At 67.4% G+C, this 13,050-nt stretch carries 24 protein-coding genes; all 24 read right to left on the bottom strand.

Translation table 11 applies throughout. The annotated features are described in order from the left end of the window. Positions 1 to 92: 92 nt before the first annotated feature. Positions 93 to 719 (bottom strand): 30S ribosomal protein S4, encoded by a 627-nt coding sequence (gene rpsD / locus ACIA47_RS14040; RefSeq protein WP_112584822.1) that lies wholly within the window; start codon positions 717 to 719, stop codon positions 93 to 95. Between the two features lie 13 nt (positions 720 to 732). Then, positions 733 to 1,140, bottom strand: coding sequence for a 30S ribosomal protein S11 (rpsK, locus tag ACIA47_RS14035; RefSeq protein WP_030329919.1), 408 nt, complete (start codon positions 1,138 to 1,140; stop codon positions 733 to 735). Positions 1,141 to 1,227: 87 nt separating this feature from the next. Next, positions 1,228 to 1,608, bottom strand: coding sequence for a 30S ribosomal protein S13 (gene rpsM, locus ACIA47_RS14030; protein WP_030329917.1), 381 nt, complete (start codon positions 1,606 to 1,608; stop codon positions 1,228 to 1,230). A gap of 266 nt (positions 1,609 to 1,874) precedes the next feature. Continuing rightward, the gene (rpmJ, locus tag ACIA47_RS14025) at positions 1,875 to 1,988 is read right to left on the bottom strand and encodes a 50S ribosomal protein L36 (RefSeq protein ID WP_043965539.1); all 114 of its coding nucleotides are present in this window, start codon (positions 1,986 to 1,988) and stop codon (positions 1,875 to 1,877) included. Positions 1,989 to 2,083: 95 nt separating this feature from the next. Further along, a complete protein-coding gene (infA, locus tag ACIA47_RS14020) occupies positions 2,084 to 2,305 on the bottom strand; it encodes a translation initiation factor IF-1 (protein WP_007073013.1) in 222 nt (73 codons plus the stop codon). 322 nt (positions 2,306 to 2,627) lie between these two features. Beyond that, positions 2,628 to 3,179, bottom strand: a complete 552-nt coding sequence (locus ACIA47_RS14015) for a DUF1707 domain-containing protein (RefSeq protein WP_396707970.1) — start codon at positions 3,177 to 3,179, stop codon at positions 2,628 to 2,630. 132 nt (positions 3,180 to 3,311) lie between these two features. After that, positions 3,312 to 4,163, bottom strand: coding sequence for a type I methionyl aminopeptidase (map, locus tag ACIA47_RS14010; RefSeq protein ID WP_091402377.1), 852 nt, complete (start codon positions 4,161 to 4,163; stop codon positions 3,312 to 3,314). An 87-nt stretch (positions 4,164 to 4,250) separates the two neighbouring features. Continuing rightward, positions 4,251 to 4,904 (bottom strand): adenylate kinase, encoded by a 654-nt coding sequence (locus tag ACIA47_RS14005; protein ID WP_088950228.1) that lies wholly within the window; start codon positions 4,902 to 4,904, stop codon positions 4,251 to 4,253. Continuing rightward, entirely contained in the window at positions 4,905 to 6,233 is a 1,329-nt protein-coding gene (gene secY, locus ACIA47_RS14000) for a preprotein translocase subunit SecY (RefSeq protein WP_112726476.1), read from the bottom strand. A 232-nt stretch (positions 6,234 to 6,465) separates the two neighbouring features. Continuing rightward, positions 6,466 to 6,909 (bottom strand): 50S ribosomal protein L15, encoded by a 444-nt coding sequence (rplO, locus tag ACIA47_RS13995; protein ID WP_088950230.1) that lies wholly within the window; start codon positions 6,907 to 6,909, stop codon positions 6,466 to 6,468. Continuing rightward, positions 6,909 to 7,091, bottom strand: a complete 183-nt coding sequence (rpmD, locus tag ACIA47_RS13990; protein ID WP_007465262.1) for a 50S ribosomal protein L30 — start codon at positions 7,089 to 7,091, stop codon at positions 6,909 to 6,911. The genes rplO and rpmD overlap by 1 nt, the downstream gene beginning before the upstream one ends. After that, a complete protein-coding gene (gene rpsE / locus ACIA47_RS13985) occupies positions 7,091 to 7,705 on the bottom strand; it encodes a 30S ribosomal protein S5 (RefSeq protein ID WP_074314587.1) in 615 nt (204 codons plus the stop codon). The genes rpmD and rpsE overlap by 1 nt, the downstream gene beginning before the upstream one ends. Before the next feature lie 33 nt (positions 7,706 to 7,738). After that, on the bottom strand, positions 7,739 to 8,128 hold the full coding sequence (rplR, locus tag ACIA47_RS13980; protein WP_030329901.1) for a 50S ribosomal protein L18: 390 nt from the start codon (positions 8,126 to 8,128) through the stop codon (positions 7,739 to 7,741). Next, complete coding sequence (rplF, locus tag ACIA47_RS13975; protein ID WP_124776992.1) at positions 8,125 to 8,667, bottom strand: 50S ribosomal protein L6; 543 nt, start codon at positions 8,665 to 8,667, stop codon at positions 8,125 to 8,127. Before rplF ends, rplR begins: the two co-directional genes overlap by 4 nt. A 16-nt stretch (positions 8,668 to 8,683) precedes the next feature. Then, positions 8,684 to 9,091 (bottom strand): 30S ribosomal protein S8, encoded by a 408-nt coding sequence (gene rpsH / locus ACIA47_RS13970; RefSeq protein ID WP_007465270.1) that lies wholly within the window; start codon positions 9,089 to 9,091, stop codon positions 8,684 to 8,686. A 116-nt stretch (positions 9,092 to 9,207) separates the two neighbouring features. Next, the gene (locus ACIA47_RS13965) at positions 9,208 to 9,393 is read right to left on the bottom strand and encodes a type Z 30S ribosomal protein S14 (protein ID WP_007465272.1); all 186 of its coding nucleotides are present in this window, start codon (positions 9,391 to 9,393) and stop codon (positions 9,208 to 9,210) included. A gap of 1 nt (position 9,394) precedes the next feature. After that, positions 9,395 to 9,961 carry a 50S ribosomal protein L5 gene (rplE, locus tag ACIA47_RS13960; RefSeq protein ID WP_091402385.1) on the bottom strand — a complete coding sequence of 189 codons (567 nt, stop codon included), beginning with the start codon at positions 9,959 to 9,961 and terminating at the stop codon, positions 9,395 to 9,397. Further along, the gene (gene rplX, locus ACIA47_RS13955) at positions 9,961 to 10,281 is read right to left on the bottom strand and encodes a 50S ribosomal protein L24 (protein WP_203120238.1); all 321 of its coding nucleotides are present in this window, start codon (positions 10,279 to 10,281) and stop codon (positions 9,961 to 9,963) included. Before rplX ends, rplE begins: the two co-directional genes overlap by 1 nt. Then, complete coding sequence (rplN, locus tag ACIA47_RS13950) at positions 10,278 to 10,646, bottom strand: 50S ribosomal protein L14 (RefSeq protein ID WP_007465279.1); 369 nt, start codon at positions 10,644 to 10,646, stop codon at positions 10,278 to 10,280. The genes rplX and rplN overlap by 4 nt, the downstream gene beginning before the upstream one ends. Before the next feature lie 97 nt (positions 10,647 to 10,743). Beyond that, a complete protein-coding gene (gene rpsQ, locus ACIA47_RS13945) occupies positions 10,744 to 11,022 on the bottom strand; it encodes a 30S ribosomal protein S17 (protein ID WP_030489590.1) in 279 nt (92 codons plus the stop codon). Beyond that, positions 11,019 to 11,255, bottom strand: coding sequence for a 50S ribosomal protein L29 (gene rpmC, locus ACIA47_RS13940; protein ID WP_007465283.1), 237 nt, complete (start codon positions 11,253 to 11,255; stop codon positions 11,019 to 11,021). The genes rpsQ and rpmC overlap by 4 nt, the downstream gene beginning before the upstream one ends. Continuing rightward, complete coding sequence (rplP, locus tag ACIA47_RS13935; protein WP_053653940.1) at positions 11,255 to 11,680, bottom strand: 50S ribosomal protein L16; 426 nt, start codon at positions 11,678 to 11,680, stop codon at positions 11,255 to 11,257. The genes rpmC and rplP overlap by 1 nt, the downstream gene beginning before the upstream one ends. Before the next feature lie 3 nt (positions 11,681 to 11,683). After that, entirely contained in the window at positions 11,684 to 12,553 is an 870-nt protein-coding gene (gene rpsC, locus ACIA47_RS13930; protein WP_007465294.1) for a 30S ribosomal protein S3, read from the bottom strand. Next, the gene (gene rplV / locus ACIA47_RS13925; RefSeq protein WP_007465297.1) at positions 12,553 to 13,011 is read right to left on the bottom strand and encodes a 50S ribosomal protein L22; all 459 of its coding nucleotides are present in this window, start codon (positions 13,009 to 13,011) and stop codon (positions 12,553 to 12,555) included. The genes rpsC and rplV overlap by 1 nt, the downstream gene beginning before the upstream one ends. Positions 13,012 to 13,050: the final 39 nt, after the last annotated feature.

Here is a 13,050-nt window from a genome sequence, read left to right as displayed (position 1 = left end):
TCTTCTCTTCCGGGGCGCCCGCTATTTGACGCCCACGACACAAACTGTTCCGGTGGCCCGCCCCGGAGGGCGGGCCACCGAACGAGCTCGGACTACTTGGAGTAGAGCTCGACGATCAACTGCTCCTGGACCTGCGTGTCGATAACCTGCCGGGCCGGGAGGGAGTGCACGAGCACCTTCATCTGGCTCGGGATGGCCTCAAGCCACGCCGGAACCGCCCGCGAGCCGGCCTGAGCCTGCGCGACGATGAACGGGGTGAGCTCCTTGCTCTTGCCCCGAACCTCGATGATGTCGTGCTCCTTGACGCGGTACGACGGGATGTCGACCTTCTTGCCGTTCACCGTGAAGTGACCGTGCTTGACCAGCTGGCGGGCCATGTCCCGCGAGTGGGCGTAGCCGGCCCGGTAAACGACGTTGTCCAGCCGCGACTCGAGGATCTGCAGGAGGACCTCACCGGTCTTGGCCTGCTTGCCAACAGCTTCCTCGTAGTAACCGCGGAACTGCTTCTCCAGCACGCCGTAAACCCGACGGGCCTTCTGCTTCTCACGGAGCTGGAGCAGGTACTCCGTCTCCTTGGTGCGGCCGCGGCCGTGCTGCCCGGGCGGGAACGGCCGGGACTCGAACGGGCACTTCGGACCATCGCACTTGCTGCCCTTGAGGAACAGCTTCATCTTCTCCCGCCGGCAACGGCGGCAGTCTGCACCGGTGTAACGAGCCATCTCTCTCTACCTCTCAGACCCGGCGACGCTTCGGCGGACGGCATCCGTTGTGCGGCTGCGGGGTGACGTCGGCGATCTGCCCGACCTCGAGGCCCACGGCCTGCAGCGAACGGATGGCGGTTTCCCGGCCGGAGCCGGGGCCCTTGACGAACACGTCGACCTTGCGCATGCCGTGCTCCATGGCGCGACGCGCGGCAGCCTCGGCGGCCAGCTGCGCAGCGAACGGAGTCGACTTGCGGGAGCCCTTGAAGCCGACCTGGCCAGCGGAGGCCCAGGAGATGACCGCACCGGTCGGGTCCGTGATGGACACGATGGTGTTGTTGAACGTGCTCTTGATGTGCGCCTGCCCGTGGGCGACGTTCTTGCGTTCCTTGCGCCGGACCTTCTTTACAGCGGCTCCGGCACGAGCCTTCGGTGGCATAAGTCTGTGCGCTCCTAGTTGACTTTCCGGATTGGGTTGCGGCCTGACCCACCTCGGCGGCGGCCGACCCCGTCATCCGGTTAAGAACTACTTCTTGCCGGGCTTCTTCTTGCCGGCGACGGTCCGCTTCGGGCCCTTGCGGGTCCGGGCGTTGGTCTTGGTCCGCTGGCCACGCACGGGCAGGCCCCGGCGGTGCCGGATGCCGGCGTAGCAGCCGATCTCAACCTTGCGGCGGATGTCAGCGGCGACCTCGCGGCGCAGGTCGCCTTCAACCTTGTAGTTGCCCTCGATGTGGTCGCGGAGCTGCACGAGCTCCTCGTCCGTGAGGTCCCGAGCGCGCTTGTCCGGCGAGATGCCGGTGGCGGCGAGTGTCTCCAGGGCGCGGGTGCGACCGACCCCGAAGATGTAGGTGAGCGCGATCTCCAACCGCTTTTCGCGGGGGAGATCCACGCCGACTAGACGTGCCATGTGCGGGCGTACTCCTCGTGATGTGTGGCGGAGGTGTGGACCCGTCCCACCCCGCTACCGGCCGTCCCGTCTTTCCGACGCGGTGAGCGCCGGCGACCGGGATCGGTCGCTGCCCGAGCGGGCCCCGGCCTCCGACCGGGGGTCAGCCACGCAGAGGTACGTCTCGCGTACCGCTCGCGGCTGGGACGAGCATGTGTGATGTGTTTGTCGCTGGGGATCTGCCTGGACCAACGCCACCCGGCCGTGCTCCGGCCGGACGGGCTGAGTCAGCCCTGGCGCTGCTTGTGGCGCGGGTCGCTGCAGATGACCATGACCCGGCCGTGCCGGCGGATAACCCGGCACTTGTTGCAGATCCTCTTGACGCTCGGCTTGACCTTCACGGTTGCCTTACTTCCCATCTGGCCCGGCTACGCGCTCTGCGCGACGCCGGACGTCGAAGACGGACACGGGACTTCCCGGCCGTCGTCAGGACGGACTACTTGTAGCGGTAGACGATGCGCCCGCGGGTCAGGTCGTACGGCGAAAGTTCGACGACGACCCGGTCCTCCGGAAGGATGCGGATGTAGTGCTGCCGCATCTTGCCGCTGATGTGAGCCAACACCTTGTGGCCGTTCGCGAGCTCCACCCGGAACATGGCGTTCGGCAGGGGCTCGATGACCCGACCCTCGATCTCAATGGCTCCGTCTTTTTTAGGCATGTCCTCCGCTGTCCTGACGTCGATTGCTCCGGGCGGCCCACAACGTCTTACACGGAAATCTGATCAGAATCAGAAGCCCGCGCCAGCCGCGGCTCCAGCTCCCACCGAAGCGCAGGGTGGGCATGCCGGAGTGGACGCTGTGCGCCGATCTGAAAGTGTACGCCGGCCCGCGGTCCCCCGCCAAACCGACCACCCACCCCACGGTGCGGCAGCCCAAACGGCCCCGCCCCCGGCCGTGTTGATCATGCAGTTGTTGTCGCGACACGTCGGGATTGGCGGCAACAACTTCATGATCAACAGAGCGTCAGGGGGTGCGGTGGGGTCAGGGGGTTGTTGGGGGGTCGTCCGTTTCGAGGGCGCGCTTTGCCTGCTTGCGCTCTCGGCGGCGTTGGCGCTTGACCGCCTGGCGTTGGGGCTCCTTGGCAGCCAGCCCGCTGACCGTGCGGACCACCAGCACCGCGCCCCACGGCCCCGCCACCCAGGCCGGCCAGAAGTAGAGCAGGTCCTGGGTGAGCACCGACGCCACCGCCCAGATGGTCATCACGATGGCGATCACCCGCAGGTACGGGAACCACACCTCGGCCAACCAGCGTGCGGTGACGGCCCTGCTGGGGCCCGGATCGAGCTGGTCACCCAGCAGGCTCACCGTCGGCCCGGCAACCGGCGCCAGGCCCGACCGCTGCGCCGGCGTCACCGGCGGCAGGTCGGTGAGTAGGGCCTCAAGGTCGGCGTACGTGCGTGCCGCGTAGGCCCGCTGCAACCGCTCGTCGTACTCGTGCAGATCCAGTCGGCCCTCGTCGAGGGCGACCCGCAACCGGTCGGCCACCGCCGCACGGTCCGAGTCCGCGGCTCGCATCCCGTCGCGCCCGTCCATGCCGGCAAGCATGCCACCGGCGCGCCACTCCCGTCCGCCCCCGGGACACCGGTGGATCATGAAACTGTTGCTCGCCTCAGCGGCGTGTCGGAGCTACAACTTCATGATCAATGGCGGGAAGCCAGGCCGGTGTTAGGGGGTCTTTGTGGCCGCGGGTTGGCGGGCGGTTACCAGGTCGCCCAGGCGCGCCCGGCCACCGTCGAACGCGGTGAGCACCCAGACGCCGTCCGGCAGCAGCGCCATCGAGTGTTCGACGTGCGCGGCCACCGAGCCGTCCCGGGTGACGACCGTCCATCCGTCTGCCAACTCGGCGGTACGCGGGGACGCCATGGTGATCATCGGCTCGATGGCCAGGGCCATACCGGGGACCAGACGCGGGCCCTTGCCCGGCCGACCGTGGTTGAGCACGTGGGGGTCCTGGTGCATCTCGGTGCCGATGCCGTGCCCGCCGTAGCCGTCGACGATGCCGTACCGGCCGCCCTTGCGGACAGCGGTCTCCACGGCGTGCGAGATGTCGGTGAGCCGGCCCTTGCCGCTGGCCGCACCACGCGCGGCGGCGGCGATGCCGGCCCACATCGCGTCCTCGGCGACCTCGGCCATCTTCAGCAGTGCCGGGTCGACGTCACCGACCCCGACCGTGATCGCGGAGTCGCCGTGCCACCCGTCCAGCACCGCGCCGCAGTCGATGGAGATCAGGTCGCCGGCCTGGAGCACCTGCTTCGGCGACGGGATGGCGTGCACGATCTGCTCGTTGACCGAGGAGCAGATCGACGCCGGAAAACCGTGGTAGCCCTTGAACGACGGAACGCCGCCCGCCTCGCGGATGGTCGCCTCGGCGATGGCGTCCAGATCGGCGGTGCTCACACCGGGGGCCACAGCCTCCCGCATCCGGCGCAGTGCCTCGGCCACCACCAGCCCGGCGGCCCGCATCTTCTCGATCTGGTCAGGGGTCTTCAGCTGGATGTCCAGCTGGGGACGACGCATGGAGCGGTTACCTTTCGTTGCCGAACAGCGGGGCACATAACGCGTACCCCGCTGTTCGCACTCTATCCGCCGTGGCCCGGCCGGACCTCAGCCGCCGTACGACCGCAACGCGTCGATGGCCCGGGTGGTGACGTCCTCCACCGGCCCGGTGGCGTCGATCCCGACCAGCTTGCCCTGAGCGCCGTAGTAGTCGACCAGCGGTGCGGTCTTCTCGCTGTACTCACGAAGCCGCGTGGCGATCGTTTCCGGCTTGTCGTCGTCGCGCTGGAACAGCTCGGCGCCGCATCGGTCACAGATGCCGGGCCGGGTGGTGGCGTCGAACTCGACGTGCCAGATCTTGCCGCAGCCCCGGCAGGTACGCCTGCCGGAAAGCCGCCGGATCACCTCGTCGTCGTCGACGACCAGCTCCAGGACCAGATCCAGGGCGGTGCCCAGATCGGCCAGGAGCTTGTCCAGAGCGGCCGCCTGCGGAGTCGTCCGCGGGAAGCCGTCGAGCAGGAAACCCTCGCTGGCGTCGGGCTCGGCCAGCCGGTCCCGGACCATGTTGATGGTGACCTCGTCCGGAACCAGCTCGCCCGCGTCCATGTACCGCTTCGCCTCGACACCGAGCGGCGTGCCCTGGGTGACGTTCGACCGGAAGATGTCTCCGGTCGAAATCTTCGGCACCGAGAGGTGCGCGGCGATGAACTCGGCCTGCGTGCCCTTGCCCGCGCCCGGCGGGCCAACCAGAACGAGTCTCATCTACCGCAGGAACCCTTCGTAGTTCCGCTGCATGAGTTGGCTCTCGATCTGCTTCACGGTCTCCAGACCGACGCCGACCATGATGAGCACAGCGGTGCCGCCGAACGGGAAGTTCTGGTACTGCTGGTTGTCCAGCCAGATGAAGAAGAAGTTCGGCAGGATCGAGATGACGCCGAGGTAGAGCGCGCCCGGCAGGGTGATCCGGCTGAGGATGAAGTCCAGGTAGTCGGCGGTCGGCTTGCCCGGGCGGATGCCCGGCACGAACCCGCCGTACTTCTTCATGTTGTCCGCGACCTCGGTCGGGTTGAACGTGATCGAGACGTAGAAGTACGTGAAGAAGATGATCAGCAGGAAGTAGACCGAGATGTAGATCGGGCTGCTCGGGTTGACCAGGTTGTTCTGGATCCACGACTGGGTCTTGCCCGGGTCGGTCTGGTCGAAGAACTGCAGCGCCAACTGCGGCAGGTAGAGCAGCGACGAGCCGAAGATGACCGGGATCACACCCGCCTGGTTGACCTTGAGCGGGATGTAGGTCGAGGTGCCGCCGTACATCCGCCGGCCGATCATCCGCTTGGCGTACTGCACCGGGATCCGGCGCTGCGCCTGCTCGATGAAGGTGACAGCGGTGATGACCACCAGGACCAGCGCGATGACCAGGGCGAACATGTCCCAGCCCTTGCTGGTCTTGATCTGCCAGCCCTCGCTGGGCAGCCGCGCCGCGATCGAGGTGAAGATCAGGACGGACATGCCGTTGCCGACGCCGCGGTCGGTGATCAGCTCACCGAGCCACATGACCATGCCGGTGCCGGCGGTCATCGTCATCACCAGGATGGTCAGGGTCAGCCAGTCCGGGATGCCGGTGCCGGTCGGGATGATCGGGAACTGGTCGCAGCGGTTCTGGAACAGCTGGCCCGAGCGAGCCAGGGCCACGAACGCCGAGGCCTGCAGCACGCCGAGACCGAGGGTCAGGTAACGGGTGTACTGGGTGATCTTCGCCTGACCGGCCTGGCCCTCCTTGCGGAGCTGCTCAAGGCGGGGGATCACGACGGTCAGCAGCTGCAGGATGATCGACGCGGTGATGTAGGGCATGATGCCCAGCGCGAAGACCGAGAGCTGTAGCAGCGCTCCGCCGGAGAAGAGGTTGAGAAGGTTCACCACCCCTGTGGTGTCACCCTGGATGGTGTCGAGGCACTTCTGCACGTTGCCGTACGAGACGCCCGGGCTGGGGAGCGTTGCACCCAGCCGGTAGACCGCGATGATGCCTACTGTGAACAGCAGCTTCTTGCGCAGGTCAGGCGTACGGAACGCACTGAGAAAGGCGGACAGCAACTTCTTCCTCCTGCGCGAGGCGGGCCGCCGGTGATCCCTGGCGGGTCGGGGTGGATCACGGGCGAGTGCCCGCAATCCATGGCTGGGATGGGACTCTAACAGCCTCACCCCGGTCCGGGCAGATGCGCCCGACTACATAAATCGATTCCGATGTTACCGGGCGCTCAGGCCCCAGGCAGACCATGGCGCCCGCCAGTTGCTCTCAACTGGACGGGCGCCATGGTCGTACGCCTTACAGCTCGGTGGCGGAGCCACCGGCAGCAGCGATCTTCTCCTTGGCCGACGCACTGAACGCGTGCGCGGACACCTGGAGCGCCACACCGCCGAGGTCCCCGGTGCCGAGGACCTTGACCGGGTGACCCTTGCGGACCGCGCCGGACTCGACGAGCTCCAGCGGGCCGACCTGACCACCATTCGGGAACAGCTCAGCGAGTCGGTCCAGGTTGACCACCTGGAAGACCACCTTGAACTTGTTCTTGAAGCCCTTCATCTTCGGCAGGCGCATGTGGATGGGCATCTGCCCACCCTCGAACGCCGCCGAGATGTTCTTGCGGGCCTTGGAACCCTTGGTACCGCGACCAGCGGTCTTGCCCTTGGAACCCTCACCGCGACCCACACGGGTCTTCGCGGTCTTGGAACCGGGCGCCGGGCGCAGGTGATGCACCTTGATCGTCATTACTCGACCTCCTCGACCTTCACGAGGTGGCTCACAGTGAAGATCATGCCGCGGATCTCGGGCCGGTCCTCCTTGACCACCACGTCGTTGATCCGCTTGAGACCGAGCGAACGCAGCGACTCACGCTGGTTGTGCTTGGTCCCGATACCGGACCGGAGCTGGGTGACCTTCAGGCGTGCCATCAGTGCGCCACCCCCGCACGCGACGCCAGCATGGCGGCCGGCGCGACGTCCTCCACCGGCAGACCACGACGCGCCGCGACCTGCTCGGGGGACTCAAGCCCCTTCAGGGCCGCCACGGTGGCGTGCACGATGTTGATCGGGTTCGACGAACCGAGGCTCTTGGAGAGCACGTCGTGGATCCCAGCGCACTCCAGCACGGCACGCACCGGTCCACCGGCGATGACACCCGTACCGGCCGAGGCCGGCTTGAGCAGCACCACACCAGCGGCGTCCTCACCCGTCACCGGGTGTGGGATCGACTGACCGATCCGCGGGACCTTGAAGAAGTGCTTCTTGGCCTCCTCGACACCCTTGGCGATGGCCGCGGGCACCTCCTTGGCCTTTCCGTAGCCCACGCCGACCGTGCCGTCGCCGTCGCCCACGATCACCAGGGCGGTGAAGCTGAAGCGACGACCACCCTTCACGACCTTGGCGACGCGGTTGATCGCGACGACCCGCTCAAGGTGCGGGGTCTTCTCGACGGGCGCGTTTCCGCGGCCGCCCTCACGGCGGTTGTCGCGGCGACCACCCTCGTTGCCACCGGACCCGCCGCCACGGCGCTGTTGACCTGGCATCAGCAGCCTTCCTTCTCTCTCGTGACGGGGTTGTTAGAACTCGAGCCCGGCTTCGCGGGCGGCGTCGGCAAGCGCGGCGACTCGCCCCGCGTACCGGTTGCCGCCGCGGTCGAAGACGACCTTGGAGACGCCGGCGGCCTTGGCCCGCTCGGCGAGCAACGCGCCCACCTTGCCAGCCAGGGCGCTCTTGTCGCCCTCCGCACCGCGCAGCGAGGCGTCCAGGGTCGACGCCGACGCCAGGGTGTGACCCTTGGTGTCGTCGACGATCTGGGCGACCATGTGCCGCAGCGAGCGGGTGACGACCAGGCGCGGACGCTCGGCCGTACCGCTGACGTTCTTGCGGACGCGGAAGTGTCGACGCGCACGCCCAACGGCGCGCTTGGCGGCGACACCGCGGCGGCGCTTGAGCAGCGTGGCGCTCACTTCTTACCTGCCTTTCCAGCCTTGCGGCGGATGACCTCGCCCTGGTACTTGACGCCCTTGCCCTTGTAGGGCTCCGGCGGGCGGATCTTCCGGATGTTGGCGGCGACCTCACCGACCTGCTGCTTGTCGATGCCAGCCACGTGGAACAGGGTCGGCCGCTCCACCGTGAAGGTGATGCCCGCCGGGGCGGGGACGACCACCGGGTGCGAGAACCCGAGCGCGAACTCGAGGTCCGAACCCTTGGCGGTGACCCGGTAACCGGTGCCGGCGATCTCCAGGCTCTTGCGGTAGCCCTCGGTGACCCCGACGATCATGTTGGCAACCAGCGTACGGCTCAGGCCGTGGAGTTCCTTGGCCTTGCGCTCGTCGTTCGGCCGGTTGACGCTCAGCTCGCCATCCTCGGCCCGCTCGATCGTGATCGGCTCGGCGAGGGTGTGCTCAAGCTGGCCCTTGGGGCCCTTGACCTTGACGGTCTGCCCGTCGATCGTGATATCGACGCCGGCTGGTACCGGGATCGACTTACGTCCAATTCGCGACATTTCTACCTGTCTCCCGTTACCAGACGAAGGCGAGGACTTCCCCGCCAACACTCCGCTTGCGGGCCTGCCGGTCGGTCAGCAGCCCCTGGGACGTCGAAATGATCGCCACGCCCAGCCCACCGAGCACCCGCGGGAGCCCGTCCGACTTGGCGTACACCCGGAGACCGGGCTTGGACACGCGCTTGATGCCGGCCAGGCTCCGCTCGCGGTTCTGGCCGTACTTCAGCTCGACGACCAGTCGCTTGCCGACGGCGCCCTCCTCGGGCTCCTCGACCGACCAGGTGGCGATGTAACCCTCGGCCTTCAGGACCTCGGCGATGTTCGCCTTGATCTTGGAGTAGGGCATCTTCACCTGATCGTGGTACGCCTGGTTGGCGTTACGCAGACGCGTGAGCATGTCTGCGATCGGGTCGGTCATCGTCATGGATTTCGTCAGCCTTTCTCGCCGGGGTTCCCGGGGCATCAGCCCCGGGCCTACGGCGAAGAGCAATACCTAATCGGTGCAGGAGTTCCCGGCCGACGGCCGGGACGCGGTCGCCCTTACCAGGAAGCCTTGGACACGCCCGGCAGCTCACCGCGGTGAGCCATCTCCCGGATGCAGACGCGGCAGAGCCCGAACTTGCGGTAGACCGCCTTCGGACGCCCGCACCGCTGGCAGCGGGTGTACGCGCGAACCGAGAACTTCGGCTTCGCGGCCGCCTTGATGATCAGCGCCTTCTTGGCCATCTCAGTTCTCCTTGAACGGGAAGCCCAGGAGCTTGAGCAGCGCCCGGCCCTCGTCGTCGGTCGTGGCGGTCGTGACCACCGTGATGTCCATGCCCCGCTGGCGATCGATCCGGTCCTGGTCGATCTCGTGGAACACCGACTGCTCGGTCAGACCGAACGTGTAGTTGCCGTGCCCGTCCAGCTTGCGCCCGTCCAAGCCGCGGAAGTCGCGGATACGCGGCAGCGCGATGGAGAGCAGCCGGTCCATGAACTCCCACATCCGGTCGCCGCGAAGGGTGACCTTCGCGCCGATCGGCATGCCCTCGCGGAGCTTGAACTGCGCGATGGACTTGGTCGCCCGCCGCACCTGCGGCTTCTGGCCGGTGATCGTGGCGAGGTCGCGGACCGCGCCGTCGATCAGCTTGGCGTCGCGAGCAGCCTCGCCGACACCCATGTTGACGACGATCTTGACCAGCCGCGGCACCTGCATGGGGTTGCCGTAGCTGCGCTGCTCACGCAGCTGGGCCACGATCTCGTTGCGGTACCGCTCCTTGAGGCGCGGCAGGGTCTTTTCGGTAGCCGTGGTCATCACAGGTCCTTACCGGTGCTACGCGCGATGCGGACCTTCTGGCCGTTGTCGTCGATCCGGTAACCGACGCGGGTCGGCTTGCCGTCGGAGTCCAGGACCTGCACGTTCGAGACGTGGATCGGGGCCTCCTGAGTGACGATGCCGCCGGTCTTGGCGCCACGCTGGGTGGTGCTGATGCGGGTGTGCTTCTTGACCCGGTTCACGCCCTCGACCAGGACCTTGTCCTGCCGCGGGTAGGCCTGAATGACCTTGCCCTTGGCACCCTTGTCCTTGCCGGCGATGATGACGACCGTGTCGCCCTTCTTGACCTTCACGGTCACAACACCTCCGGCGCGAGGGAAATAATCTTCATGAACCGCTTGTCCCGCAGCTCCCGGCCCACCGGGCCGAAGATACGGGTTCCACGCGGGTCCCCGCCGTCCTTGATGATGACGGCGGCGTTCTCGTCGAAGCGGATGTACGAGCCGTCCGGACGCCGCCTCTCCTTGGCGGTGCGAACGACGACAGCCTTGACGACGTCGCCCTTCTTCACACCGGCACCCGGGATCGCGTCCTTGACCGTGGCCACGATGACGTCGCCGATGCTCGCGTAGCGCCGACCCGAGCCGCCGAGAACCCGGATGCACAGGATCTCCCGAGCACCCGTGTTGTCGGCGACGCGCAGTCGCGACTCCTGCTGAATCACGTCTATCTCCTATGTCTGCCGGTTCTCCGGCCGCCGTAGCGGCCGGAGCCTGGCGGAACCTACGCCCGACGCAACGCCGGGCGAGCTCGAGCCTTCGCTACTTGGCCTTTTCCAGGATCTCCACGATCCGCCAACGCTTGGTGGCGCTCAGCGGCCGGGTCTCCATGATGAGAACCCGGTCACCGGTGCCAGCGGCGTTCTGCTCGTCGTGCACCTTCAGCTTGGCCGTACGGCGCATGATCTTGCCGTACAGCGCGTGCCGAACCCGGTCCTCGACCTCGACAACGACGGTCTTGTCCATCTTGTCGCTGATCACCAGGCCCTCGCGGACCTTGCGGCGCGACCGCGCGGCGGCGGTGGCGGTCTCTTCGGTCATGATGCAGTCACCTCAGTCGGCGCGGCCGAGAGCCCCAGCTCACGCTCACGCATGATCGTGTAGATCCGGGCGATCTCCCGACGGATGACCTGCAACCGCCGGTTGTTGTCCAGCTGCCCGGTTGCGGCCTGCACGCGGAGGTTGAACAGCTCCGCCTTGGCCTCCCGCAGCTTCGTGACCAGCTCCTCTTCGGAGAGCTCACGCAGCTCGGTCGCCTTAACGCCCGCTGCCATCAGGATTCACCCACTTCGCGCGTAACAATGCGGCACTTCATCGGGAGCTTGTGGATCGCGCGACGCATGGCCTCTCGCGCGGTCTGCTCGTTGGGGAAGGACATCTCGAAGAGAACCCGCCCCGGCTTGACGTTGGCAACCCACCACTCGGGCGAACCCTTACCGGAACCCATCCGGGTCTCGGCAGGCTTCTTGGTGAGGGCCTGGTCCGGGAAGATCGTGATCCAGACCTTGCCACCACGCTTGATGTGGCGAGTCATCGCGATACGTGCCGACTCGATCTGCCGGTTCGTCACGTACGCCGGCTCGAGAGCCTGGATCCCGAACTCGCCGAACACCACCCGGTTACCACCCTTGGACGCGCCACTGCGGTCCGGGTGGTGCGGCTTGCGGAAGCCCTTCGGGGGCTTGCGCGGCATCAGCATCTGTCAGCCCTCCTGCTGCGTTTCTGCCGGAGCAGCAGCGGCGGCGACAGCTGCGCTGTCGACCGGCTCGCCGCTCGGCGTCTCGGCCTGCTGCGCGATGGTGGTCGCAGCAGCCCGACCGGCCTCGGTGCCACCAGCCGTGGTGCCGGACGAACCCGACCGGCCACGGCGCGGACGCTCGGGACGGTCGCCGCGCTCACCACGACGCGGGCGGGACGGACCGGCCTCGGCCGGAGCTTCCCGGCCCGGGACGGCGTCGCCCTTGTAGATCCAGACCTTCACACCGATCCGACCGAACGTGGTACGGGCCTCGAAGAAGCCGTACTCGATGTTGGCCCGCAGCGTGTGCAGCGGAACCCGGCCCTCACGGTAGAACTCGGTCCGGCTCATCTCGGCGCCGCCGAGGCGACCCGAGACCTGAACCCGGATGCCCTTGCAGACCGGGTTCTTCATCGCCGACTGCATGGCCTTGCGCATCGCCCGACGGAAGCTGACCCGGCTGGACAGCTGCTCGGCCACGCCCTGCGCGACCAGCTGAGCGTCCGACTCGGGGTTCTTCACCTCGATGATGTTCAGCTGAACCTGCTTGCCGGTGAGCTTCTCAAGCTCGCCGCGGATCCGGTCGGCCTCCGCACCCTTACGGCCGATGACAATGCCCGGCCGGGCGGTGTGGATGTCGACCCGGACCCGGTCGCGGGTGCGCTCGATGTCGACCTTGGAAATCCCGGCACGCTCGAGGCCCTTGGACATCATGCGGCGGATCTTGACATCCTCGCCGATGTAGTCCTTGTAGAGCTTGTCCGCGAACCAGCGGGACTTCCAGTCGGTCGAGATGCCGAGCCGGAACCCAGTGGGGTGAACCTTCTGACCCATTACTCGGCGTCCTCCGTCTTGCTCTGCGCTTCGGCCGGTGCGGCCTCCGTGGCCGGGGCGGCCTTCTTCGCCGCGGCCTTCCTCGGCGCTGCCGGCGCGACCGCTTCGACCGCCACAGTGATGTGGCAGGTGCGCTTGCGGATTCGGTACGCCCGACCCTGCGCCCGCGGCTGGAACCGCTTCATCGTCGGGCCCTCGTCCACGAAGGCCTCGCTGACGAGCAGCGCGTCGGGGTCCAGCCGCTCGTTGTTCTCCGCGTTGGCGATCGCGCTAGCGAGCACCTTGTACACCTGCTCGCTCGCAGCCTGCGGCGCGAACTGCAGCACCGTGAGCGCCTCCTTCGCGGGCAGGCCGCGGACGAGGTTGACCACCCGGCGCGCCTTCATCGGCGAGATGCGCACGTGCCGCGCAACCGCCCGCGCGCCCGGAAGCACCGGAGCGTCGCCCTTTCCTGGCATCGCTGTAACCCCTTGTTCCCTCTATCCGTATGCCCGCGG

This window comes from Micromonospora sp. NPDC051227 (genome assembly GCF_044455385.1).
In the GTDB taxonomy this organism is placed as follows: Bacteria; Actinomycetota; Actinomycetes; order Mycobacteriales; family Micromonosporaceae; genus Micromonospora.
Note: the sequence above shows the minus strand (reverse complement) of the source record. Positions and strands in the feature narration are given on the sequence as shown.

Excerpts from the sequence above, each read along its gene's own strand:
- rplP (WP_053653940.1), bottom strand. The coding sequence starts at position 11,680 with ATGCTGATGCCGCGCAAGCCCCCGAAGGGCTTCCGCAAGCCGCACCAC.
- rpmD (WP_007465262.1), bottom strand. The coding sequence starts at position 7,091 with ATGGCACGCCTGAAGGTCACCCAGCTCCGGTCCGGTATCGGGACCAAG.
- ACIA47_RS14005 (WP_088950228.1), bottom strand. The coding sequence starts at position 4,904 with ATGAGACTCGTTCTGGTTGGCCCGCCGGGCGCGGGCAAGGGCACGCAG.
- rplV (WP_007465297.1), bottom strand. The coding sequence starts at position 13,011 with ATGCCAGGAAAGGGCGACGCTCCGGTGCTTCCGGGCGCGCGGGCGGTT.
- ACIA47_RS13965 (WP_007465272.1), bottom strand. The coding sequence starts at position 9,393 with ATGGCCAAGAAGGCGCTGATCATCAAGGCGGCCGCGAAGCCGAAGTTC.
- rpsC (WP_007465294.1), bottom strand. The coding sequence starts at position 12,553 with ATGGGTCAGAAGGTTCACCCCACTGGGTTCCGGCTCGGCATCTCGACC.
- infA (WP_007073013.1), bottom strand. The coding sequence starts at position 2,305 with ATGCCTAAAAAAGACGGAGCCATTGAGATCGAGGGTCGGGTCATCGAG.
- rplO (WP_088950230.1), bottom strand. The coding sequence starts at position 6,909 with ATGACGATCAAGGTGCATCACCTGCGCCCGGCGCCCGGTTCCAAGACC.
- rpsQ (WP_030489590.1), bottom strand. The coding sequence starts at position 11,022 with ATGACCGAAGAGACCGCCACCGCCGCCGCGCGGTCGCGCCGCAAGGTC.
- rplE (WP_091402385.1), bottom strand. The coding sequence starts at position 9,961 with ATGACCACGGCTACCGAAAAGACCCTGCCGCGCCTCAAGGAGCGGTAC.
- rpsD (WP_112584822.1), bottom strand. The coding sequence starts at position 719 with ATGGCTCGTTACACCGGTGCAGACTGCCGCCGTTGCCGGCGGGAGAAG.
- rpsH (WP_007465270.1), bottom strand. The coding sequence starts at position 9,091 with ATGACGATGACCGACCCGATCGCAGACATGCTCACGCGTCTGCGTAAC.
- rpsE (WP_074314587.1), bottom strand. The coding sequence starts at position 7,705 with ATGCCAGGTCAACAGCGCCGTGGCGGCGGGTCCGGTGGCAACGAGGGT.
- rpmC (WP_007465283.1), bottom strand. The coding sequence starts at position 11,255 with ATGGCAGCGGGCGTTAAGGCGACCGAGCTGCGTGAGCTCTCCGAAGAG.
- map (WP_091402377.1), bottom strand. The coding sequence starts at position 4,163 with ATGCGTCGTCCCCAGCTGGACATCCAGCTGAAGACCCCTGACCAGATC.
- ACIA47_RS14015 (WP_396707970.1), bottom strand. The coding sequence starts at position 3,179 with ATGGACGGGCGCGACGGGATGCGAGCCGCGGACTCGGACCGTGCGGCG.
- rpsM (WP_030329917.1), bottom strand. The coding sequence starts at position 1,608 with ATGGCACGTCTAGTCGGCGTGGATCTCCCCCGCGAAAAGCGGTTGGAG.
- rplF (WP_124776992.1), bottom strand. The coding sequence starts at position 8,667 with ATGTCGCGAATTGGACGTAAGTCGATCCCGGTACCAGCCGGCGTCGAT.
- rpsK (WP_030329919.1), bottom strand. The coding sequence starts at position 1,140 with ATGCCACCGAAGGCTCGTGCCGGAGCCGCTGTAAAGAAGGTCCGGCGC.